Annotated in this window: 17 protein-coding genes and 1 riboswitch; of the genes, 8 read left to right on the top strand and 9 right to left on the bottom strand. The window is 54.1% G+C overall.

What is annotated here, in order from left to right; genetic code table 11:
* Positions 1-117: 117 nt before the first annotated feature.
* The 5 genes from lspA to nrdR all read left to right on the top strand — a co-directional run bounded on the left by lspA (position 118) and on the right by nrdR (position 7,328).
* Positions 118-711 carry a signal peptidase II gene (gene lspA / locus IDM48_RS07185; RefSeq protein WP_190616720.1) on the top strand — a complete coding sequence of 198 codons (594 nt, stop codon included), beginning with the start codon at positions 118-120 and terminating at the stop codon, positions 709-711.
* Positions 712-732: 21 nt separating this feature from the next.
* Complete coding sequence (locus IDM48_RS07180; protein WP_190616718.1) at positions 733-1,683, top strand: RluA family pseudouridine synthase; 951 nt, start codon at positions 733-735, stop codon at positions 1,681-1,683.
* A gap of 56 nt (positions 1,684-1,739) precedes the next feature.
* A complete protein-coding gene (gene dnaE / locus IDM48_RS07175; RefSeq protein ID WP_068168641.1) occupies positions 1,740-5,279 on the top strand; it encodes a DNA polymerase III subunit alpha in 3,540 nt (1,179 codons plus the stop codon).
* Between the two features lie 121 nt (positions 5,280-5,400).
* The gene (hisD, locus tag IDM48_RS07170) at positions 5,401-6,762 is read left to right on the top strand and encodes a histidinol dehydrogenase (RefSeq protein ID WP_190616716.1); all 1,362 of its coding nucleotides are present in this window, start codon (positions 5,401-5,403) and stop codon (positions 6,760-6,762) included.
* Positions 6,759-7,328 carry a transcriptional regulator NrdR gene (nrdR, locus tag IDM48_RS07165; protein WP_068173213.1) on the top strand — a complete coding sequence of 190 codons (570 nt, stop codon included), beginning with the start codon at positions 6,759-6,761 and terminating at the stop codon, positions 7,326-7,328. The genes hisD and nrdR overlap by 4 nt, the downstream gene beginning before the upstream one ends.
* 43 nt (positions 7,329-7,371) lie before the next feature.
* Here nrdR and IDM48_RS07160 read toward each other — a convergent pair whose 3' ends face one another.
* The 5 genes from IDM48_RS07160 to map all read right to left on the bottom strand — a co-directional run bounded on the left by IDM48_RS07160 (position 7,372) and on the right by map (position 12,389).
* Positions 7,372-8,883: a bifunctional hydroxymethylpyrimidine kinase/phosphomethylpyrimidine kinase gene (locus tag IDM48_RS07160; RefSeq protein WP_190616714.1), complete on the bottom strand. Its 1,512-nt coding sequence runs from the start codon at positions 8,881-8,883 to the stop codon at positions 7,372-7,374.
* Between the two features lie 3 nt (positions 8,884-8,886).
* Positions 8,887-9,582 (bottom strand): thiamine phosphate synthase, encoded by a 696-nt coding sequence (thiE, locus tag IDM48_RS07155; RefSeq protein ID WP_190616712.1) that lies wholly within the window; start codon positions 9,580-9,582, stop codon positions 8,887-8,889.
* A 2-nt stretch (positions 9,583-9,584) separates the two neighbouring features.
* Positions 9,585-10,391, bottom strand: coding sequence for a hydroxyethylthiazole kinase (gene thiM / locus IDM48_RS07150; RefSeq protein ID WP_145174314.1), 807 nt, complete (start codon positions 10,389-10,391; stop codon positions 9,585-9,587).
* Positions 10,382-10,482: riboswitch (TPP riboswitch) on the bottom strand. Its footprint overlaps the gene before it by 10 nt.
* A gap of 123 nt (positions 10,483-10,605) precedes the next feature.
* On the bottom strand, positions 10,606-11,358 hold the full coding sequence (ppgK, locus tag IDM48_RS07145; RefSeq protein WP_233126075.1) for a polyphosphate--glucose phosphotransferase: 753 nt from the start codon (positions 11,356-11,358) through the stop codon (positions 10,606-10,608).
* Positions 11,359-11,474: 116 nt separating this feature from the next.
* Positions 11,475-12,389, bottom strand: coding sequence for a type I methionyl aminopeptidase (gene map / locus IDM48_RS07140; RefSeq protein WP_190616710.1), 915 nt, complete (start codon positions 12,387-12,389; stop codon positions 11,475-11,477).
* A 186-nt stretch (positions 12,390-12,575) separates the two neighbouring features.
* Here map and IDM48_RS07135 point away from each other — a divergent pair, with 186 nt between their 5' ends.
* On the top strand, positions 12,576-12,776 hold the full coding sequence (locus tag IDM48_RS07135) for a hypothetical protein (RefSeq protein WP_068173204.1): 201 nt from the start codon (positions 12,576-12,578) through the stop codon (positions 12,774-12,776).
* Between the two features lie 90 nt (positions 12,777-12,866).
* Here IDM48_RS07135 and IDM48_RS07130 read toward each other — a convergent pair whose 3' ends face one another.
* On the bottom strand, positions 12,867-13,517 hold the full coding sequence (locus tag IDM48_RS07130) for a GNAT family N-acetyltransferase (protein ID WP_202939864.1): 651 nt from the start codon (positions 13,515-13,517) through the stop codon (positions 12,867-12,869).
* A 13-nt stretch (positions 13,518-13,530) separates the two neighbouring features.
* Positions 13,531-14,457 (bottom strand): 3-methyl-2-oxobutanoate hydroxymethyltransferase, encoded by a 927-nt coding sequence (panB, locus tag IDM48_RS07125; protein ID WP_190616707.1) that lies wholly within the window; start codon positions 14,455-14,457, stop codon positions 13,531-13,533.
* A 102-nt stretch (positions 14,458-14,559) separates the two neighbouring features.
* Here panB and glnA (IDM48_RS07120) point away from each other — a divergent pair, with 102 nt between their 5' ends.
* A complete protein-coding gene (glnA, locus tag IDM48_RS07120) occupies positions 14,560-15,900 on the top strand; it encodes a type I glutamate--ammonia ligase (RefSeq protein ID WP_190616705.1) in 1,341 nt (446 codons plus the stop codon).
* Positions 15,901-15,972: 72 nt separating this feature from the next.
* On the top strand, positions 15,973-19,146 hold the full coding sequence (locus tag IDM48_RS07115; RefSeq protein WP_190618686.1) for a bifunctional [glutamine synthetase] adenylyltransferase/[glutamine synthetase]-adenylyl-L-tyrosine phosphorylase: 3,174 nt from the start codon (positions 15,973-15,975) through the stop codon (positions 19,144-19,146).
* Here the strand turns inward: IDM48_RS07115 and budA are convergent.
* A complete protein-coding gene (budA, locus tag IDM48_RS07110; RefSeq protein ID WP_190616703.1) occupies positions 19,143-19,895 on the bottom strand; it encodes an acetolactate decarboxylase in 753 nt (250 codons plus the stop codon). The two genes, IDM48_RS07115 and budA, sit on opposite strands and share 4 nt — an antisense overlap.
* A 91-nt stretch (positions 19,896-19,986) precedes the next feature.
* Positions 19,987-21,417 (bottom strand): type I glutamate--ammonia ligase, encoded by a 1,431-nt coding sequence (glnA, locus tag IDM48_RS07105; protein ID WP_190616701.1) that lies wholly within the window; start codon positions 21,415-21,417, stop codon positions 19,987-19,989.
* Positions 21,418-21,454 lie beyond the last annotated feature (37 nt).

The following is a 21,454-nucleotide window of genomic DNA, read 5'->3' as shown; positions in this document are numbered from 1 at the left end:
CACCCGGATATGCGGGTTATGCATACCGCCATGAGTGTTTTCTTGGGTAAAGTAGAAGAACGGTTTCACGTCTGCTGGGGTGCATGACGTCGTAACTCAGATTCGCGAAAGGTCGAGATGGTTTCACGTTCTAGCATCCAATCCGAGCAGGGGAAAAACTTACCCCTTGAAGACCCTGTGGGTTATTCCGACGTTGAAAAGTCGAGCTCAGTTCTATCTTCTTCGGGGGCGCGAGCTCTTCTTGCTCTGGCCATTTTTGGGTTGGCGTATGGCGCAGATCAGCTCGTAAAATACCTGGTACAGAAGAATATGGAGCTGGGTGAGACGATCAGTGTGATTGACGGTGTCCTACGCTGGCGTTATATTCTCAACCCCGGTGCTGCCTTTTCTATGGGGGAGAATCACACCTGGGTTTTTACCATAATTACGTGTGTGGCAGCAGTAATATGCTTGGTCAGCCTTATAAGAGCACGCGCAACCGTATGGGTCTGCACCCTGGCCCTTCTGCTCGGCGGTATCCTGGGTAATCTGACGGACCGGCTTTTTCGCGCGCCGGGCTTTGGCGTGGGTCACGTCGTCGATTTTATTTCGGTGGGAAATTTCGCAATTTTCAACATCGCCGACTCCTGCATTTGCGTCTCTATGGCGCTAATTGTTGTTCTGGTTTTCCGAGGCATCAACCTCGATGGCACCAGAGAAGAACAAAATTAGATTTTGAAAGTGAATTTATCAATGAGCGAGAGAATACAACATACCTTTGAAGCTGGTCAGCTCATAGGGTTGCGCTTGGATGCGGCAGTGTCAGAGACCTTATCTATTCCCCGTACTCTTGCTGCCACCTGGATTAAAGAGGGCTATGTTGAGGTAAAGGACAGCAAGGGTCGCCCGCAGAAATCGGCAAAAAGCTATAAGCTTTCAGCCGGCGACGCCGTCAATGTTGATGCACCCGCACCTCGCGATTTAGCGGATATTAAACCGCAACAGGTCGATGGCTTTGAAATTGTCTATCAGGACGACGACATCGTGGTAGTGGATAAACCTGCTGGTGTAGCTGCGCATCCTTCACCGGGGTGGCACGGCCCCACCGTCGTCGGCGCTTTGCTGGGGCTGGGTGTCAATGTATCTACTTCCGGCGCAGCTGAGAGACAGGGGATTGTGCATCGCCTGGACGTTGGTACTTCAGGGTTGATGGTAGTAGCCAAAAACGAACACGCTTATTCAGAGCTCAAGCACGCTTTTAAAGAACGTACGGTCACCAAGGTCTATCACACGCTGGTTCAGGGCCTCCCCGAACCTTTGAAGGGCACCATTGATGCACCATTGGGGCGCCATCCCGGCCACGAATGGAAATTCGCTGTGGTGGAGGACGGTCGTAACGCTGTGACTCACTATGAAGTGCTGGAAGCTTTTGGGCCAGCGTCTTTGGTAGAGGTTCATCTGGAAACCGGGCGCACCCACCAGATTCGTGTGCATTTCTCAGCAATGAACCATCCCTGCGCAGGTGATTTAACCTACGGCGCAGACCCCGCGATCAGTGCTAACCTAGGGCTTACTCGCCAGTGGTTGCACGCTTTTCAACTGGGATTTGTGCACCCGGGAACCGGTAAACAGGTGCATTTTGAGAGCGAATACCCGCAGGATTTAGAGTTCGCTTTGGATTCCCTGCGCGAAGGCAATTTCTAAACCTTGCCGCGCCTGGTGAGTAGACGTCGTGAGATTAGCAGAGAAGAGATAAGACATTGAGTGGAAAAGGCTTCACCCACCTGCACGTACACACCGAATACTCGATGTTGGACGGTGCAGCTCGCATTACTGATCTTTTCGACCATGCAAAAGATTTGGGGATGGGGGCTGTTGCTACCACAGACCATGGGTATCTCTTCGGTGCCTTTGATTTTTGGAACAAGGCACAACAGGCTGATATCAAGCCGATTATCGGCGTCGAAGCTTATGTCACTCCTGGCACTCACCGCACTGACCGTACCCGTATTAGGTGGGGTGAAGACGCCGGCCGTGACGACGTCTCTGGTGGCGGTGCCTATACGCATATGACCCTGTGGGCTGAGACCACTCAGGGCATGCATAATCTCTTCCGTGCGTCGTCCCTGGCATCATTGGAGGGGCATTTTTATAAGCCCCGTATGGACAAAGAATTGTTGCAGACTTACGGCAAGGGGCTGATTGCTACCACCGGTTGCCCCTCGGGCGAGATTCAGACTCGTTTGCGCTTGGGACAGTACGACGCTGCGATTCAGGCTGCTTCGGACTACCGCGATATTTTCGGCAAAGAAAATTACTACTGCGAAATCATGGATCACGGTCTCGGCATTGAGAAGAACGTGATGACCGATCTGCACCGGGTTGCCAAACAGCTCAATTTGCCGTTGGTCGCGACTAACGATTTGCACTACACACACGCTGAAGACGCCAAAGCGCACGCCGCACTATTGTGTGTGCAGTCAGGATCCACTCTTCAGGATCCCAAGCGCTTCAAATTTGATGCCGATGAGTTCTACTTGAAATCGCCCGAGGAAATGCGCCACCTCTTCCGTGATTTCCCTGAAGCCTGCGATAACACTATGGAAATCGCTGAGCGTTGCCACGTTGAATTCAACACAAACGCAAACTACATGCCCGATTTCCCCACCCCGGAGGGGGAGAATGAGGAATCCTGGTTCGTCAAAGAAGTTGAACGCGGTTTACACTACCGATTCCCCGAGGGCATTCCCGATGACGTACGCAAGCAGGCAGATTATGAAGTAGGGATTATTACCCAGATGGGATTTCCCGGCTACTTCTTGGTGGTCGCCGACTTTATCAACTGGGCGAAGAATAACGGAATTCGAGTGGGCCCCGGGCGTGGTTCAGGTGCGGGTTCCATGGTGGCGTATGCCATGCGCATTACCGAGCTGAATCCGTTGCAGCACGACCTTATCTTCGAGCGCTTCCTCAACCCTGACCGCGTTTCTATGCCCGACTTCGACGTCGACTTCGATGATCGCCGTCGTTCTGAGGTGATCCACTATGTGACCGAAAAGTACGGCGAAGACAAAGTGGCAATGATTGTCACCTACGGCACCATCAAGGCGAAGCAGGCGTTAAAGGACTCTTCCCGCGTGCTGGGCTATCCCTTCTCCACCGGTGAGCGTCTGACCAAGGCAATGCCCGATGACGTGATGGGTAAGAACATTGCGCTGGCAAACGTCTACAACGAAGAAGATAAACGCTATTCCGATGCCAAAGATCTGCGTGAACTCATTGAAACTGACCCCGATTCAGCGAAGGTTTTTGAGACCGCTAAGGGCATTGAGGGTCTGAAACGCCAGTGGGGCGTGCACGCTGCGGGCGTTATTATGTCCAGCCACGATTTGCTGGATGTTATTCCCGTGATGCGCCGTGAGCAAGACGGCCAGGTAATCACGCAGTTTGATTACCCCACCTGTGAAGGCCTGGGGCTTATCAAGATGGACTTTTTGGGCTTGCGTAACCTCACCATCATTTCTGATGCTATTTCGAACATTAAGCTCAACCGCGATTTTGATTTGGATCTTGAGGGGCTCGATATAGACGACAAGGGTTCCTATGATTTGCTAGCGCGCGGCGATACCTTGGGAGTTTTCCAGCTCGACGGCGGGCCTATGCGTTCCTTGCTGCGTTTGATGCGCCCGGATAACTTCGAAGATATTTCGGCGACAATCGCGCTTTACCGACCGGGGCCCATGGGCGCTAACTCGCATACGAATTATGCGTTGCGTAAGAACGGGCAGCAGGAAATCACGCCTATCCACCCTGAGCTGGAGGAGCCACTCAAAGAAATTCTAGGCACCACCTACGGTCTGATTGTGTATCAGGAGCAGGTGATGGCTATCGCCCAGAAGGTTGCTGGCTACTCGCTGGGCCAGGCGGATATTTTGCGCCGTGCGATGGGTAAGAAGAAAAAGGCAGAGCTGGACAAACAGTACGAGGGTTTCCACCAGGGCATGATTGACCGTGGTTACTCTGAGGCTGCTATCAAGTCCCTCTGGGACATCCTGCTTCCGTTCTCTGACTATGCGTTTAACAAGGCGCACTCAGCCGCCTACGGTTTGGTGTCGTACTGGACTGCCTATTTGAAGGCTCACTATCCGCAGGAATATATGGCGGCGTTGCTGACCTCGGTGGGCGATGATAAGGACAAGCTGGCGCTATATCTGAACGAGTGCCGGCACATGAAAATTACCGTTTTGCCGCCGGATGTCAATGAGTCAGAACTGAACTTTACACCTGTTGGCGAGGATATTCGCTTTGGTATGGGTGCTATCCGAAACGTCGGTGCCAATGTGGTGAACGCGATGGTTCAGTCGCGTAAAGAAAAGGGTCGCTTTGAGTCTTTCCACGACTTCTTGAAGAAGGTTCCCGCTGTCGTCTGTAATAAGCGTACGATTGATTCGCTCATTAAAGCGGGCGCGTTTGACGATTTGGGACATATCCGCCGGGCGTTGTCCATGATTCATGAAGAAGCAGTGGACTCGAATGTGTCGGTCAAGCGCCAGGAAGCAGCGGGGCAGTTTGACCTCTTTGGCGGTATGGGGATGGATGACGACGATCCCAGCACCGATTTGATGGTGACTATCCCTGACGTACCCGAGTGGGATAAGCGCGACAAACTCAACTTTGAGCGCGAGATGCTCGGTCTCTATGTGTCCGATCACCCGCTACGCGGTATTGAGGATCAGCTTGATGCGCTATCGGATTCTTCGGTGCAGGGTCTTTTGGCAGAGGATTCTCATAAACCTGATGGCGCCGTGGTCACGGTGGCTGGCATGATTACTTCGGTATCTCGTCGCGTGGCGAAATCCTCGGGTAACCCTTACGCCCGTATCGAGCTGGAAGACCGCACAGGTTCCATTGAAGTTATGTTCTTTGGCCGCGCTTACGAGCCTATTGCACCGGTGCTTTCAGAAGATTTGATTTGTACTATCAAGGGCCGCCTGCAACGTCGAGACGATGGCTCGACGACCATTAGTGCGCAGGAACTGAACCTCCCCGAGATTTCTGCCGACGGCACCTCGGGCCCGGTTGTTATCGCCATTCCCGAATTCAAAGCAACAGAGGAGACTCTGGGGGAGTTGCGCTCTATCTTGCGCAATCACCGCGGCGAATCAGAAGTTCGGATTGCTATGAATACGCGAACAAAGCGGATTGTCATGCGTTTGGGCGCCGACTTGCGAGTTCAGCCCAATCCCGCCCTCTTTGGGGACCTCAAAGTTCTGTTGGGGCCGGCATGCCTAGACGTTTAGAGGGTTCATAGTCCTTTTCACCCAAGTATTCATCACTGAAAATGCGCTCCCTCTTCGGAGCGCATTTTCAGTATCTGGCAGAAAAACCTCAGCAGGCTTGACCGCCCGCTATGATGGAGACATGAGTACTGAAGCAGCAGAAAACTACCGTGCTCCTCGACTTTCAACTCTTGATCTGCGCGGAACTCATCACACTTACGCCGAGTTGCGCTCGCTCATGCCTCGGCAGAACAGCGAATATGTAGGTAACGCCCAGCAGGCCGTGGACGAAATTATCGCCTCAGTACGCGAACGCGGTGCTGACTACGTCAAAGAACTCTCACAGCGATTTGACGGCGTAGAGCAGGGGGCTTTGCGGGTGCCGCCGGAAGTCATGAAAGACGCCGTCGACTCCATCAGCCCCGAACTCAAGGCGGCGCTGGAAGTATCTATCGAACGTAATCGTGCGTTTGCTGCCGCTCAAAAACCTGGTGAAACCAGCATTGAAGTAGCGCCGGGTGCTCACCTCATTAATCGCTGGACTCCCGTTCGCCGAGTGGGGGTGTATGTGCCCGGGGGATTGGCGGTTTACCCTTCGTCAGTCATTATGAATACCGTTCCGGCTCAGGCGGCAGGAGTAGAGTCCATCGTGCTGTGCACACCGCCGCAAAAAGAATTCGGCGGGTTGCCACACCCCACTATTTTAGCTGCTGCCTCAATCTTAGGAATCGATGAAGTCTGGGCTATTGGAGGCGCCCAAGCCCTAGCGTCCATGGCGTACGGGCTCACCGATGATGCGGATATTCTTGAACCAGTCGATACCATCACCGGCCCCGGTAACATCTTTGTTGCCCTTGCCAAGCGAGCGTTGCAGGGCGTCGTCGGTGTAGACGGTGAAGCCGGAACGACTGAAATAGCCGTCATTGCAGACTCCTCAGCGAATCCTGATTTCGTTGCGGCAGATCTTATCTCCCAGGCAGAACACGATCCCCACGCAGGATCAGTGTTCATCACCGATTCGCCAGAATTGGCGGAGAAAGTGCAAGAGGCTATTGCTAGGCGTGCCAGCGCCACAAAGCACCGTGACCGCGTTAAAGAAGCCCTAGAAGGCCCCCAATCGGGAATTATTCTCACCGATTCACTGCAACATAGCGTGGACGTCGCTAACGCCTACGCTCCCGAACACCTCGAAGTACATACCGAATCTGCAAGCGCAGTAGCTGCGCAGATTCGCAACGCCGGGGCAATCTTTATCGGCCCCTACTCGCCGGTTTCGCTGGGTGATTACGCCGCCGGATCAAACCACGTACTTCCCACCGGAGGAACTGCGGTTTTCGCATCGGGGCTGAACACCAGCACTTTTATGAAGGTTGTTCAGCTCATTGAGTACTCCCAGGACGCACTCGCTACAATTGGGGATCACATTGTTACGTTGTCTACTGACGAAGATTTACCAGCCCACGGTGAAGCCATTACCGCCCGTACCCGAGGAAATAACGCATGATTTGCCCTTATTGTCGGCATCCCGATTCCCGAGTGGTTGACTCGCGTACATCCGACGACGGCGCAGCAATTCGCCGGCGCCGCCAGTGCACTGAATGTGGGCGCAGATTCTCTACGGTGGAAACCACCTCTGTTTCGGTCATCAAACGTTCAGGTGTAACTGAGCCGTTTAACCGCCAGAAAATTATCTCTGGCGTGCGCAAAGCATGCCAGGGGCGGCCAGTCTCCCAAGATGATTTGGCAAAGCTGGCACAGGAGGTGGAAGAGAGAATCCGCGCTCGCGGGCTTGCAGAAATTGACGCCCATGAAGTCGGGCTCACCATTCTAGAACCGCTCTCCAAGCTTGATACCGTAGCTTTTTTGCGTTTCGCCAGTGTCTACCAGGCCTTCGATAACCTGGAAGACTTTGAAAAAGCAATCGCTGACCTGCGTAAAGACCGGGTTGACACTCCTGCTCCTGTAAAAGAAGAAGGGAGCGCAGAGGAACGGAATTCTCCGGTTAATAAGACGGTGAAGAAATCCAAGACATCGTCTTCCGGCGAAATAGACCAGCCGACTCTGCTCTAACTGGTTTAAAGTCCCTGTCTTGCCCGGGGGAAGGGGCGAGACTCTAACGGGGATCAATCAGTAGAGCCTGGGTAAAGAAATCCGCTTCGAGGGAGCAGGCACGTACGAAAGCGTTCCGGGCTTGCTCCCTTTGTGCATTTGAGGCGTGTGTGAGCTGGTGCTCCATCACTTCGAGTGCTTGAGCAGTGGCACACAAAAATTCTTCGTCCCGGTAAGTCTCTATCCACAGTTTGTAGGGGTGGTCATCCTTAATTTCTTCTGGGAGGTACTCCGAAAGCTGGGCATACAACCAGAAACAGGGGAGTATCGCAGCAACTCCTACAACGTAGTCGGAAGCCACTTCAGCCCTTAAAAAGTCAGTGTAAGCAAGGGTAAGGGGAGAAGGCTCCACAATGTTTGGCAGAGGGAACTCTCGATGCATTTCCTGCTCCACCGTAATAGTCTGGGTGACCGCCTTCGCCCACATCTTTCGCTCCTCCTCATGAGGGGCGAGGGAAGAGAGCCGCGCCAATACAGAGCTGTAGACCTGCAAATAGTAGTCGTCTTGCTCCACATAGAAATGGAACTGTTCTGCGTTGAGAGTACCTTGCATCAAAGCGGGAACAATGCTCTCCTGCGAAAACCGGTCCAACGCATCGCCTGCTAATTCCCACAATTGCTGGGTAAATGGTCCCGCTGCGGGCACAACAGCTTGTCTTCTAGATGGTGAAGAGATGGTGCTATGGGGAACCTGCAGCGAGAACTGGGCCTGGCGGCGGAGGCGGTGGAAATGATCGAGGGGGCCATTACCATGACCCACTTGTAGATTTTCACCAAACTCGAGTGCTTCTCTTACCCACGCTGTCGACCACTGGACGGCGTCGGGCAAGGAATCTCCGTTAGCGATACGGCAGGCTAATGCTGATGAGAGCGAACAACCCGTTCCATGAGAGGCAGTAGTGGTAATTTGGGGGGACTTTGCATGGGCTATCACACTGCTCGTACCTACCAGGAAGTTGCCCTTATCCTTGCCGGGTAGATGTCCACCTTTAGCCAATACCAAAGAACCGGTGCTTTGCGCCAGTTCCTGGGCTTGTTTAACCATATCGTCCGGATTTTTTGCGGGCGGCTGATGTAGTAGGAGCGCCAACTCGTCGAGATTCGGGGTAATGATGCTGGCTCGATGGAGTAGCTCATGAGACACCGAATCTGCCAGCGCATCGCCAGAGGAAGCAACCATCACCGGGTCAACAATAATCGGAACCTCAGACTCATGGGTAGAGAAAAGAACCTCATCCAGCCACTCAACCACCACTTGAGTTGAGGTTTCATCTGCTAGCATCCCGATTTTGACGGCGTCAATAACTACATCATCTGAGACTGCCTTAAGCTGCGCTCGCAAGAACTCTGGCTCAGGGGTGTGTACCTGTTGCACGCCCTGTGTATTTTGTACGACCAAGGAGGACACAACCCCCATGCCGTAACCTCCGGCAGCAGCAATGGCTTTGAGGTCTGCGTGCAATCCTGCACCACCCGTTGGGTCGGTGCCAGCGATAGAGAGTACTCGGGGAATCATTGTTTATTTTTCCTTCGGGGAAGGGGCAAAAGAAGATGGCGTATGGCTCGTAACCTGGGGTGGATGAGCGCTCAGAGTGAGAGCCGCTAGGCGGGGATTTTCGGCAGACATGATGGCAGAGACCACACAGACACCGTCCACCGTGGTTTGACGCACTGCATTGATATTGCTGCTAGTAATTCCACCAATGGCGACCGATGCTAAAGAGTTCTGGGCAGCTCGCCGGGCGAGTTTCTGTAATCCTGTGATGCCCAGAGAAGCACCGGCGTCTAACTTGGTAGAGGTGGCGAACACCGGGCCTAATCCCAGAACATCCGGGCGAATTGTAGTATCGAGTACAGCGTCCAATTCTGCTTCTGAACCCACCGACAAGCCGATACGAGGACTCGGTCCGAGCAACTCTCTCGCTTGGTGAAGGGGCATGTCGTCCTGACCAATGTGGACGTCAAAACCAAAGCGGGCTGCGATGTGTACGCGGTCGTTGACAACGACGTCGACCCCGTGTGGTCGCGCTACTTCAGCAACAGAGAGCAAAAGTTGGGTAAAAGTTGCATCGTCAGCATGTTTATCGCGCACCTGAACCACAGTGACACCACCTGCGATGGCTTGCTCCACAATCCCTGCTACGTTCTGCCACCCACCTGCCTGCACTGAATCGGTCACTAAATAGAGACCAAAATCTAGGGGAGGACGGCTCATGACTAAGACTCCTCGATTTCTGCCATGTTGGGCAAAGAAGCATAAAGCGCATCTATCCATTGAGCATGAAAAGTTCCAGGCCCGTTGGAATGCTTGGCCGCGTGTTCAGCAGCAGTAGCGTAAGCAGCATGGGCTGCTACTGCTGCATCATGATAGTAATCCGTGGAGGCTGTATAGGCGGCAACCACTGCTCCGAGTGAACAACCGGTACCTATCACCAGCGGCATGAGCTCGCTACCGCCTCTAATTTTTGTGATACGGTGCGCTGAAACAATAATGTCTGTTGCACCAGAAATCGCTACAACACCACCAGTAATTTCTGCCAGGGCGCTCGCCGCCTCAAGCGCCGATTCAGGGCAATCGGTGGAGTCGACTCCACGCCCACCTTGCGCCTGCGTGCGTGTTACCGCGGCGTGAAGGTTAATAACCTCTGAGGCATTAGCGCGTATAACTGCCGGATTGGCGTAGACCAAGGAACTGGCAAGCTCGGTGCGCACTGTTAAACCGCCTACCGCGACCGGATCCAATACCCAAGGAGTCCCTAGCTCGCGTGCCACTTTAACCGCCGAACGCATGGCATCAATCATCGGCGGATCTGGATTCCCAACATTCACTAGGACGGCAGAGGCTACCGCAGCAAACTGTTCGGCTTCTTCCGGATGGCTGACCATCGCAGGAGATGCTCCTACCGCTAGCAACACATCTGCGGTGATTTCTTGAACCACCGAGTTGGTCAGACAATGCACCAAAGGATTCGTGGCGCGGACAGAATGGTGTATAGATTCAAGGCTTGGATGCGACGAAGTCATTTCCACATTCCCTTCGCTAGTTCTAACTAGATCAGGTTCAACGGGTGTAATCTCAGCGCTTCTTCGGTAAAGCGCACCCCGTGTGACACCTCACCATAGTAGCAACAAAACAATCTGGAGTGAATGAACATCACAAAATTTCAGCCATGGAAAGCAAAAGGTGCGGATGTTCCGTGAACATCCGCACCTTTGTATCCTAACTATCAACTGACTCTTAGTCGACATCCTCCACAGTCTGGGTCCAGCCAGCAGCCCACAGCGCTGCACCGACGATACCGGCATTGTTGCGCAGGGTTGCCATGACGATGGGGGTCTCTACTTCATCTTCAAAGTAGGGAAGGAACTTATCGGGATTCTTCGAAACGCCGCCACCGATCACGAACAAATCGGGGGAGAACAGCATCTCAACATGGGTAAAGTAGCGGCGCAGACGTTTACCGTACTTCTTCCAGGAGAGATCCTCGCGTTCGCGGGCACGTGCTGAAGCACGCGATTCGGCGTCCTCCCCATCGATTTCCAGGTGGCCCAGCTCTGTGTTGGGAACGAGCTGACCGTTGATAATGAGGGCAGAGCCGATGCCGGTGCCCAGAGTAATCACGGCGATCAGACCGTCTTTGTCTTTGCCCTGCCCGTAGTGAGCTTCGGCGAGTCCGGCGGCATCGGCGTCATTGAGGCCATACACGCGGCGCCCACCTAGCGCCTTGGACATGATGCCTTCCAAATCAGCACCAATCCAAGTTTCGTCTACGTTGGCAGCGGAGAGAGTACGACCGTTTTTGACGACGGCGGGAAAGTCGATACCTATGGGAGAATCGGGTGCAGGCGCGAGGTCACGGGACTGTAGTTCTTCCACAATCTGCACTACAACCTCGGCGCAAGCCTCGGGTGTCGCCGGTGAAGGAGTGGGAATGCGGAAGCGGTCCGACACCAGGTTACCGGTGCGGATATCGACAATACCGCCCTTCATGCCGGTTCCCCCGATATCAATGCCGATGGCAAGATCAGCGGGAGTAGGTTTGGTGACCTCTACCTGAATTTCTACGGTTTCGGTAACAGTTTCAGTCATGAGTTCTATCTTTCGGGTTAGGAAATGGTGGGAAGGGTAAGAATATCTGCGCCGTCTTGGGTGACCACGAGGGTGTGCTCGAATTGGGCAGTGCGCTTGCGGTCGCGGGTGACGACCGTCCAATCGTCCTCCCACATATCCCAGGCAATCTCACCGAGGGTGAGCATAGGTTCAATAGTGAATATCATGCCCGGTTCCATCACGGTGTTGTATGCCGGAGCTGCGTCGTAGTGAGGCACAATGAGTCCCGAGTGGAACTCACGGCCTACGCCGTGACCGGTGAAATCGCGCACCACACCGTAGCCAAATCGTGCGGCATATTTTTCGATAACGCGGCCAATCACGTTGATTTCTCGCCCGGGTTTGACCGCCTTGATAGCGCGGCGTAGGGATTCTTCGGTGCGCTCAACGAGCAGGCGTGATTCTTCGTCTACATCGCCCACTAGCAGGGTTACATTGGTGTCTCCGTGGACGCCGTTCTTATAGGCGGTGACATCTAGATTGAGAATATCGCCGTCTTCTAGAACGGTGGAGTCGGGGATACCGTGGCAGATAACTTCGTTGAGAGAAGTGCAGACTGCTTTGGTGTATCCGCGGTAGTCGACGGTCGAAGGGTAGGCGTCGTGGTCGCAGATGTACTCGTGAATAAGCACATCAATCTGATCGGTAGTTGTTCCGGGCTGGGCAATTTTCGATGCTTCAACAATGGCATTGGCAGCTATCTCACCGGCGGCACGCACCATCTCAATTTCCTCGGGAGTGTACATGTTGGAGTCATTCCCCTCGTTCGCCTCTGCTTTGCCCACGTATTCGGGGCGTTCGATGTGGGCGGGAACGGAGCGCATAGGGGCAATGACGCCGGGGCGTAGGTTGCCCAGGGGCGCCTTGCCGGGTTCGGCGGGTAAGTTATGTGAAGCAGGAGTTGTAGCCATACCCTCTATCTTAAACCTTGTGGCAGGGTAAGGGTGTTGAGGTGATGTTTCAAGCTCAGAATCTTTTGCCAACCGAGAGGCGAAGAGGAGCTGGACAGAGCTCACCCAAGCGGTTGGATTGAACACGCTATGATAGAGAAGTAAGCAGACTCACTGAATGCATTTCATTAAACTCAAGGAGTAAACATGGCTATTGAAGATTTGAGCGGTGCCCGCGACGAAAAGTTCTGGTACAACCTTTCCACCGGTCAGGTAGAGAAAGGACAGCAGTCTAAGATAACTGAGCTGTGGGGACCTTTTGATACGGCTGAAGAAGCTTCGCACGCGATGGAAAAGGCAAAAGCACGCAACGAAGAACTTGATGCCCAGAAGGATTCCTGGCTCTAGAATTTAATCGTTTCGCTGTTGAGCGAGAAGGTTTTTAAACTTCAGGACGGTCACTACTGGTGAAGTAGTGACCGCCATTTTGCGCCGACATTAGGATTCAGCGGGGTGCAGAAATGCCCAGCTATAGATAGCGAAGAGTTCCTGGGAAGGGGCATAGCCTCTCTCACGTGCTGGGAAGGTCTTCTCAAACTGTTCGGCAGCTTCCGCATCTATCTGAAAGAGCGGGCTTTCGCTATAGACCCACCGTTGTCCGCCGAGTGAGCCTTCTTTGAGTTCTAGAACCAGAAGCGCCATCGGAAAAGATCCGTCGGCTATGCAGACCTTAAAATCGAGGCAGGCGCGGAATCCGCTACCGACGTAATTTTCTGGGTTGCCCATAATAACAACAGCTTCGTAGCCCAGCGCTTTAGCTCGTTCAAAACTCTCTTGCATGAGCATCTTGCCGATGCCTCTCCGCTGATAGCCAGGGTGCACCGCTAAGGGGCCGCAGGTCAGGATTTTCTTTTCCTCACCCGCATCATTTTTCAGAGTGGACATCGTATACATGATGTTTCCCACCAGCTTGCCGTCAACTTCGGCAACCAGAGCTAGCTCGGGCACGAAATCTTCATGGGTACGCATGACGTGCACCAGATAGTGTTCGTTGCAGCCAGGCTGAAAAACGTTCCAGAAAGCATCCCGGTTAAGATTTTCAACTGCTTCATAGTCAGCGGGAGCCTCTAAACGGATCTCAACATTCACCTTTAGTGCTCCTTTAGTCATCAAAGCGATGCTCGGCAGCAGGGTAGGCTCCGGAGCGGACGTCGGCACGGTAGGCGCGAGCGCCGTCCTGAATTGTGTCAAAGAGGTTGGCGTACTGTTTGACGAAGCGGGCCATCTTGCCCTGGCGTAGGCCAAACATGTCTTGCCAGACCAAAACCTGACCGGTGGTTGCGCCACCGGCGCCAATTCCGATGGTGGGGATTTCCACGATGCGTTCAACCTCGGCGGCGACGTCTGATCGGAGCATTTCCATCAGAATGCAGAAAGCGCCTGCTTCTTCCATGAGTCGGGCCGTTTCTACAACCTTTGCCCCTGTTTCGCCGCGCCCCTGCACTCGATAACCGCCCAGAGCGTGTTCAGACTGGGGTGTGAATCCGATATGCGCCATGACAGGGATACCAGCTTGAGCAACCGCGCGGACGTGGTCAACGAAATAATCATTGACCTCCATTTTGACGGCGTGAGCGCCTCCTTCTTTCATCATTCGAACAGCTGTTGCCACAGCCTGCTCAGGGGACTGCTGGTAGGAACCAAAGGGCAGATCAGCTACAACCAGTGCTCGCTGTGCCCCGGCAGCTACTGCTCCAACGAGTGGAATCATCTGATCCACGGTGATGCTGAGAGTTGATTCGTGCCCTAACACGTTGGATCCGGCAGAATCGCCCACCAGAAGAATCTCGATTCCCGCACTATCAAAGATTTGAGCGGTGAGATAGTCATAGCTGGTCAGCATCGCAAACTTTTCACCCTGTTTCTTTGCCGCAGCAAGATGTACGGTACGAATTTTGCGGACACCATCAAAGACACTGGCAGACTGTTTTTCTGGGTGCTCCGCCGGAGTAACTGGGTCAGGGGAGCTTTCGGAATACGGTGCGGTTTCCTCAGAACCGGCACCCAATGAATCATCTGAAGAAGTCATACCCACGACTTTACCCGCCTTGAGCTCAGAACCTTATAAAGTGAAAGAGAACAACTTTCTTCCCACGCTGGGAAGAAAACGACCATGTATTGAAGGAGCCCCGTGGATCGCCAACAAGAGTTCGTATTGCGCACCATTGAAGAACGAGACGTTCGCTTTGTGCGCATGTGGTTTACCGATGTGGTGGGCACCCTAAAATCGGTGGCGCTCGCTCCTGCAGAAGTTGAAGGTGCCTTTGCCGAGGGGCTGGGGTTTGATGGCTCTGCCATCGAAGGGCTCTCTCGCATCTATGAATCCGATATGCTGTTACAGCCTGATCCATCCACCTTCCAAATTCTTCCCTGGCGCGGGGACGAAGTCCCTACCTCTCGCATGTTCTGCGACATTCTCACACCCGATGGTGAGCCTAGTGCCGCGGATACTCGCGGAGTTCTCAAACGAACCTTAGAAAAGGCATCGGGTATGGGATTTACCTGCTACACCTCACCGGAGATTGAGTTCTACCTTCTCAAATCACGCGAACTCGGTGCCGACGGATTTCCCACTCCGGTCGATAGCGAATCCTACTTTGATCACACTCCCGGCGGTATCGTCCAAGATTTTCGACGACGCGCGGTAACCATGCTGGAAGAAGTCGGTATTTCGGTGGAATTCTCCCACCACGAGGCAGGTCCCGGTCAAAACGAGATTGATCTGCGCCATGCCGATGCGTTGCAAACAGCAGATAACATCATGACCTTCCGCACCATCATCAAAGAAGTGGCACTGTCACAGAACCTCTATGCGACATTCATGCCCAAGCCCTTCACCGACCACCCCGGCTCGGGTATGCACACTCATTTCTCCCTCTTTGAGGGGGACACCAATGCTTTCTTTGAAGCAGGGGCAGAGTTCCAGCTCTCCCGCACAGCCCGCCACTTTATTGCCGGCGTGCTCAAACACGCACCAGAATTTAGCGCTGTGACCAATCAGTTTGTGAACTCATATAAGCGACTGTGGGGTGGGGGAGAAGCACCCTCTTACGTGTCCTGGGGGCATAATAACCGTTCAGCACTGGTTCGTGTACCGCTGTACAAGCCCAATAAAATGCAATCAGCTCGCATCGAATATCGCGGTGTTGATTCGGCAGCGAATCCATACCTTGCCTACGCCGTTATCCTCGGAGCAGGGCTCAAAGGTATTGAAAACGAATACGAACTGGCGCCAGAAGTCACCGAAGACCTTCAAGCACTCAGCTCAGTAGAGCGCCGCGCCATGGGCTACCATTCGCTCCCTAGCTCCCTACACGATGCCATCCAGCGCACAGAAGATTCTGACTTCATGGCAGAAATCCTCGGCGAACAGGTTTTCGAACAGTTCCTGCGCAACAAACGTAATGATTGGGACGCCTACCGAGCCGAAGTCACCCCTTACGAGCTTAAACATAATCTCGGCATCCTCTAACCCCTGTCCTAACCTCGTTACACCTCACCGGAAGGAAGATCAGTGGCAGGAAATGAGCCCAATACTGACGCCATGAGTCTGGCAGAAATAGCCAAGCGCAACGAAAGCCGTATGCTCGCCGAAATGGTTAGCATCGGTTTCTTCGACGCTGCCAAAAGCGCCCGCTGGCTCAAATCTCCTGAGTTAGAGAGCATCGATCGCCAGAAGCTTTTTGCCGGGCTCCGGTATGCGCCCTCTCCTGACATCGCGTTGCCTGCAATCGTGCGCATGCTGGACAAAGATCCGACTCTTGCCCGCTATGTGGAACAGGGCGATCAGCAACTGCCTTTCTTCCGGTTACTGGGGTCATCAGAGGCTCTCGGAGACTTTTTGATGCGACGACCGGAGCATACCGACGTCTTCAACATTGATCCGACTGCACCGCAGGTCGACGAATTTCCCCGCACTCTGCTACCCGAAATAGACCACGAGCACCTCACCCCCTTTGCGCCGCTTGACACCCAGTACCGCACACAGATGCTTCAAACGGTAGGGGCAGACCCTGCAGCGGCCAACCCGATTGCCACTATGGGCGGAAAAGATGCCTACGTTACCCTTCGCTCGCAATACCGCAGGTTCCTTTGTGAAATAGCTATTCGTGATACGTGCTCACCAGCACCCCACGAATTCATGCCCACCGTGGGGCGAAAGCTCTCCGATCTCGCTGCCGCCACACTCGACGCAGCGCTGGCGATATCCCGTCAAGAAGCCGGCGAAAAATTTGATGCAGCCGAAGTCGCACAGGTTGAAGTTGCCGTCATTGGTATGGGCAAATGCGGCGCCCGTGAACTCAACTACATCTCCGACGTCGACGTTGTCTACGCGGTGGACCGTGTGCCGCTTTCCGACCTGCCCGCCGATACCCAGCAGATAGATGAATCTACCGCATCCGCCATTGGTAGCGAGCTCGTGCAAGGTCTCGCCCGCGCCATCATGGGCCCAGCCCCAGAACCGATGCTGTGGGAAGTTGACGCAAACTTGCGCCCCGAAGGCAAAGACGGCGCGTTAGTGCGTACCGTAGATTCCTTCAAAACCTACTACAAACGCTGGGCAGAGAACTGGGAGTTCCAGGCGCTCCTCAAGGCCCGCCCGGTTGCTGGCAACGCTCAACTGAGCAAACGTTGGATGAGCGCCATGCACCCTCTCATCTGGGAATCAGCGGCGCGTGATGGTTTTGTGGAATCGGTTCAAGCAATGCGCGCTCGCGTGACTGACAACATTCCAAAAGCAGAAATTGACCGGCAGATTAAGCTCGGCCCGGGCGGTTTGCGGGACGTCGAATTTACCGTTCAGCTTCTGCAACTGGTGCACGGTCGAACCGACCCTACGGTGCGAACTCAAGCTACCGTTGACTCGCTGGGAGCACTCACTAACGCCAGCTACATTGGGCGAGCCGATGCCGCCCAATTCACCGATGACTATAAATATCTCCGCTTATTAGAACACCGCATCCAGCTTCTGCGCATGCGCCGAACCCATCTGATGCCCGATAAACCGGCAGATCAGAGGGTTCTTGCTCGTTCTATTGTTCCCACAGACGAAATCGGCAAGCTCAACGTTGATGAAATGATGAAGGCATGGAACCGGCTCAAACGCCATGTAAAATCGCTGCATCAGCAACTCTTCTTTAGGCCCTTGCTGGCAGCGGTTGCCAACCTGAGCAAAGACGAGCTTGCGTTGACTAAAGAAGCTGCACAGGATCGTCTTGCGGCCCTGGGCTATAAAGACCCCCGTGGAGCGATGCGCCATATTGAGGCGCTTACCAAGGGCATCCAACGCTCAGCAGAAATCCAGCGCACCATCATGCCGGTACTTCTAGGCTGGTTTGCCAAAGGCGTAGATCCCGATGCTGGTCTTCTGGGATTCCGCAGAATCTCAGAATCACTAGGTACCACCCCCTGGTATCTTCGAATGCTACGAGATTCACCGGCAGCAGCAGAGCGCCTGTGCCAGATTCTCGCCTCATCGCGTTTTATTGCAGATATTCTTGAAGACGTTCCCGAATCCATTGCCTGGCTCGACCGGGACGCCGAGCTCAAACCGCGTAGTTTTGATGATCTCAACACTCAAATACGTAATCAGCTCACTCGCCATCCCCAAACCGACAGCGCCATCCGAAATCTGCGCCTGATTCGCCGTCGGGAAATTCTCCGACTTGCCATGGGCGAATCGGCAAACCTGCTGGATATTGAAGACATTGCGATTGGCTTGTCCAACATAGACCAGGCGGCCATAGAAGGTGCGCTGATGATTGCCCAGCGCGAGCGTTACCTGGGCGAGGACTCAGACGACGTCATCGAGCCTCTCACCGACGTCGCCATTATCGCCATGGGGCGACAAGGTGGTCGCGAGATTGGTTACGGTTCTGACGCCGATTTGATGTACGTTCACCAGCCCCGCCCCGAGGCGGACGAACGCGAAGCTCTCGCCGAGGCAAACGAGCTGATTCAGCGCACCGTTCACCTGCTCAAGCAGCCATGCAAGCCACCTATCCGCGCTGAAAAGCTTCTAGAGATTGACGCGGATTTGCGGCCCGAGGGTAAATCAGGGCCTATGGTGCGTTCGCTTGATTCCTACCGCGAATATTATGAGCGTTGGGCAGATACCTGGGAATTCCAGGCGTTACTGCGCGCCCGTCCTATTGCGGGTTCCTATGAGCTGGCGGCGGCTTTTGTCGATTTGATTAATCGCTACCGCTATCCCTCTCGTTTCGAGCAGAAACAAATCATTGAAATTCGCCGGATGAAAGCGCGGGTGGAGAATGAGCGGATGCCGCGTGGTGCCGACCGTACCCGGCAACTCAAACTGGGCAGAGGCGGGCTGAGCGATGTGGAGTGGATCGTTCAGCTTTTGCAGCTGTGTTTTGCTCACGATTTTCCGCAGCTTCAGGTCACCGGCACCATCTCCGCGCTAAACGCTGCTGCAGAGTTGGGTCTAGTAGGGGAAGAGGATGCCGAGACCCTCAAAGACGCCTGGAGACTCGCCACCAAAATCCGCGGATGCAATGTGCTGCGTACCGGGCGCGCCTCTGACGTGCTGACCTCCCAGCGTACAGATTTGGAAGCAATAGCCCGCTGGTGCGGTTATGCGCCCGGGCACGCACGTGATCTTGAAGAGGATTACCTGCGGCTCACCCGCCATTCGCGGCAGGTGTTTGAACGACTCTTCTTCGATACCGATTTACTGCGGCTGGAGCCTCGGTTCTAGTGTTTCTCCGCTTTTGAAATCTGCTCAGAAAGGTTATCGGGGGATAGATTTGCCTCAGAAAATGCCTCGGTAAGCGGCAATTGCAAGCGCAAATCGGTGCCTGGGCAGATTTCGACGTGGGCTCTTTTCAGCTTGAAGTCGACCACGTGCCCACCGCGGGTGAGTGATGAATCAATGAAGTGTGCGTGACAGCCGGGAACGCCAATGCCCTGCTCATAAATGGGCGTTCGGAACGCCACAATGGTGCCCTCGACGTCGTCGAACTGCACAATCTCTTCGTTATCGGTGGCATCTACCATTTTGGGGTAGGGCTTACTCTGTTTGATGACCGTGCGGGTGCGTACCCAATCGAACTCGCCCCAGATTTTTAGTGCATACATATAATTCTTGGAACCGGTGAAATGATCGAGGATTTCAGCGGCAGAAGTGCGCAAAAGATTCTCAGGCAATTCTCGCTGTAGTACCGGTTGAAAATGGGTGACGACGGCAAACGGGGTGCGTTGATTTAGTCCGGCTGGGGTAACGGTGCCGTCATGGCGCATCTGATAGCAAATCCCGTCGAGAACGATCATCTCGCCGTCGAGCCCGTCAAAGGTACCCACGCCAAAATCGCCGTGGGTGAGCAACTCGTCGATGGTGAGCTCGCCGTCGTAAATGCCATCCAATAGCTGGGACATCAATCCGGTTTGGAATACCTCGTTCCTGCGCTGAATAGGCTGATGGGCGCTGGCTAAATTAGGGGTTTTCATGGTTTCCTCCATCATTCGCTGGACCTAAGCAAAGGGAGATTCCACAGATGGTGGAATCTCCCTTTCACAAAGTCACATCAGAATCAAAATATTAGACACCGAAGTACATCTGGAATTCAAGCGGGTGGGGGATGAGCTTGAGGGGTTCAAGTTCAACCTGGCGCTTGTAAGAAATCCATGCTTCGATGAGGTCCTCGGTGAAGACATCACCCTGCAACAAGAAGTCATGATCTTCTTCGAGTGCTGCCAAAGCTTCTTCGAGGTTCTCCGGTGCCTTCTTGATATCTGCAGCTTCCTCGGCGGGGAGCTCGTAGAGATCCTTGTCGATGGGTGCTGGGGGTTCGATACGGTTGCGGATGCCGTCCAAACCAGCCATCAGCTGTGCGGCAAAAGCAAGGTAAGGGTTACAGGAGGGATCCGGCGCGCGGAATTCAAGACGCTTTGCCTTGGGGTTGGTGCCGGTAATCGGGATGCGGATACCTGCTGAGCGATTGCCCTGCGAGTACACCATGTTGATGGGTGCTTCGTAACCGGGTACCAGGCGCTTGTAAGAGTTCACCGTGGGGTTGGTGAACGCGAGAACAGCGGAGGAATGCTCAATCAGACCACCAATGTACCAGCGTGCGGTATCGGAGAGGTTTGCGTAGCCGCGCTCGTCGAAGAAGAGGGGCTCGCCGTCCTGCCACAGTGACTGGTGGCAGTGCATACCAGAACCGTTGTCGCCGAACACAGGCTTGGGCATGAACGTAACGGTCTTGCCATAGGCATCGGCAGTATTCTTGATGACGTATTTGAACTTCAGCAAATCATCTGCAGCCTGAGTCAAAGTGGAGAACTTGTAGTTAATTTCAGCCTGACCTGCTGCGCCAACTTCGTGGTGGGCACGTTCAACTTCTAGTCCAACCTCGTCCATGACGACGCTCATGGCATCGCGCAAATCCGCCTGCTTGTCTACAGGAGAAACGGGGAAGTAGCCACCCTTGATGGGAGTTTTGTTACCCAGGTTGCCGCCCTCTTCCTTGCGAGCGGTGTTCCAGTAAGCCTCATCGGAATCAATCTTGAAACCGGTGGACTGGGGAGTGACTTCGTAACGAACATCTTCGAAGACAAAGAATTCTGCTTCAGAGGCGAAAAACGCGGTATCAGCAATACCAGTGGACTTCAGGTAGTCTTCAGCACGCTCAGCCACGCCGCGAGGATCACGGTGGTAGGAATCGCCGGTGCGGGGATTCACGATGGAACCGGTGATGTTGAGGGTTTTCTCAACGCGGAAAGGATCGACGTAGGCGCTCTTGGGATCAGGAATCAGCTGCATGTCCGATTCAGCGATGCCCTGAAAGCCTCGGATGGAGGAGCCATCGAACATCTGTCCGGTCACGAAGAAGTCTTCGTCAATGGACTTTGCGGGCATGTTGAAGTGCTGCTGGACGCCGGGCATATCGCAGAAACGAATGTCGACGAACTTGATGCCGTTTTCTTCATCCCGGATAAAATCCAGAACTTCCTGTGAGCTTGTAAACATGGTCGGTTTTCTCCTTAGTCGAGTTTGAGGCGACCCG

The sequence above is a fragment of the Rothia amarae genome (assembly GCF_014705945.2).
Classification (GTDB): domain Bacteria; phylum Actinomycetota; class Actinomycetes; order Actinomycetales; family Micrococcaceae; genus Rothia; species Rothia amarae.
This window is presented reverse-complemented; position numbering and strand designations above follow the sequence as displayed.

Bases quoted from the DNA above. Each gene is read 5' to 3' on its own strand.
- nrdR (WP_068173213.1), top strand. From the start codon at position 6,759: ATGATTTGCCCTTATTGTCGGCATCCCGATTCCCGAGTGGTTGACTCG.
- hisD (WP_190616716.1), top strand. From the start codon at position 5,401: ATGAGTACTGAAGCAGCAGAAAACTACCGTGCTCCTCGACTTTCAACT.
- map (WP_190616710.1), bottom strand. From the start codon at position 12,389: ATGGCTACAACTCCTGCTTCACATAACTTACCCGCCGAACCCGGCAAG.
- panB (WP_190616707.1), bottom strand. From the start codon at position 14,457: ATGACTTCTTCAGATGATTCATTGGGTGCCGGTTCTGAGGAAACCGCA.
- IDM48_RS07180 (WP_190616718.1), top strand. From the start codon at position 733: ATGAGCGAGAGAATACAACATACCTTTGAAGCTGGTCAGCTCATAGGG.
- glnA (WP_190616701.1), bottom strand. From the start codon at position 21,417: ATGTTTACAAGCTCACAGGAAGTTCTGGATTTTATCCGGGATGAAGAA.
- thiM (WP_145174314.1), bottom strand. From the start codon at position 10,391: ATGACTTCGTCGCATCCAAGCCTTGAATCTATACACCATTCTGTCCGC.
- thiE (WP_190616712.1), bottom strand. From the start codon at position 9,582: ATGAGCCGTCCTCCCCTAGATTTTGGTCTCTATTTAGTGACCGATTCA.
- IDM48_RS07115 (WP_190618686.1), top strand. From the start codon at position 15,973: ATGAGTCTGGCAGAAATAGCCAAGCGCAACGAAAGCCGTATGCTCGCC.
- IDM48_RS07160 (WP_190616714.1), bottom strand. From the start codon at position 8,883: ATGATTCCCCGAGTACTCTCTATCGCTGGCACCGACCCAACGGGTGGT.
- ppgK (WP_233126075.1), bottom strand. From the start codon at position 11,358: ATGAAGGGCGGTATTGTCGATATCCGCACCGGTAACCTGGTGTCGGAC.
- IDM48_RS07135 (WP_068173204.1), top strand. From the start codon at position 12,576: ATGGCTATTGAAGATTTGAGCGGTGCCCGCGACGAAAAGTTCTGGTAC.
- lspA (WP_190616720.1), top strand. From the start codon at position 118: ATGGTTTCACGTTCTAGCATCCAATCCGAGCAGGGGAAAAACTTACCC.
- budA (WP_190616703.1), bottom strand. From the start codon at position 19,895: ATGAAAACCCCTAATTTAGCCAGCGCCCATCAGCCTATTCAGCGCAGG.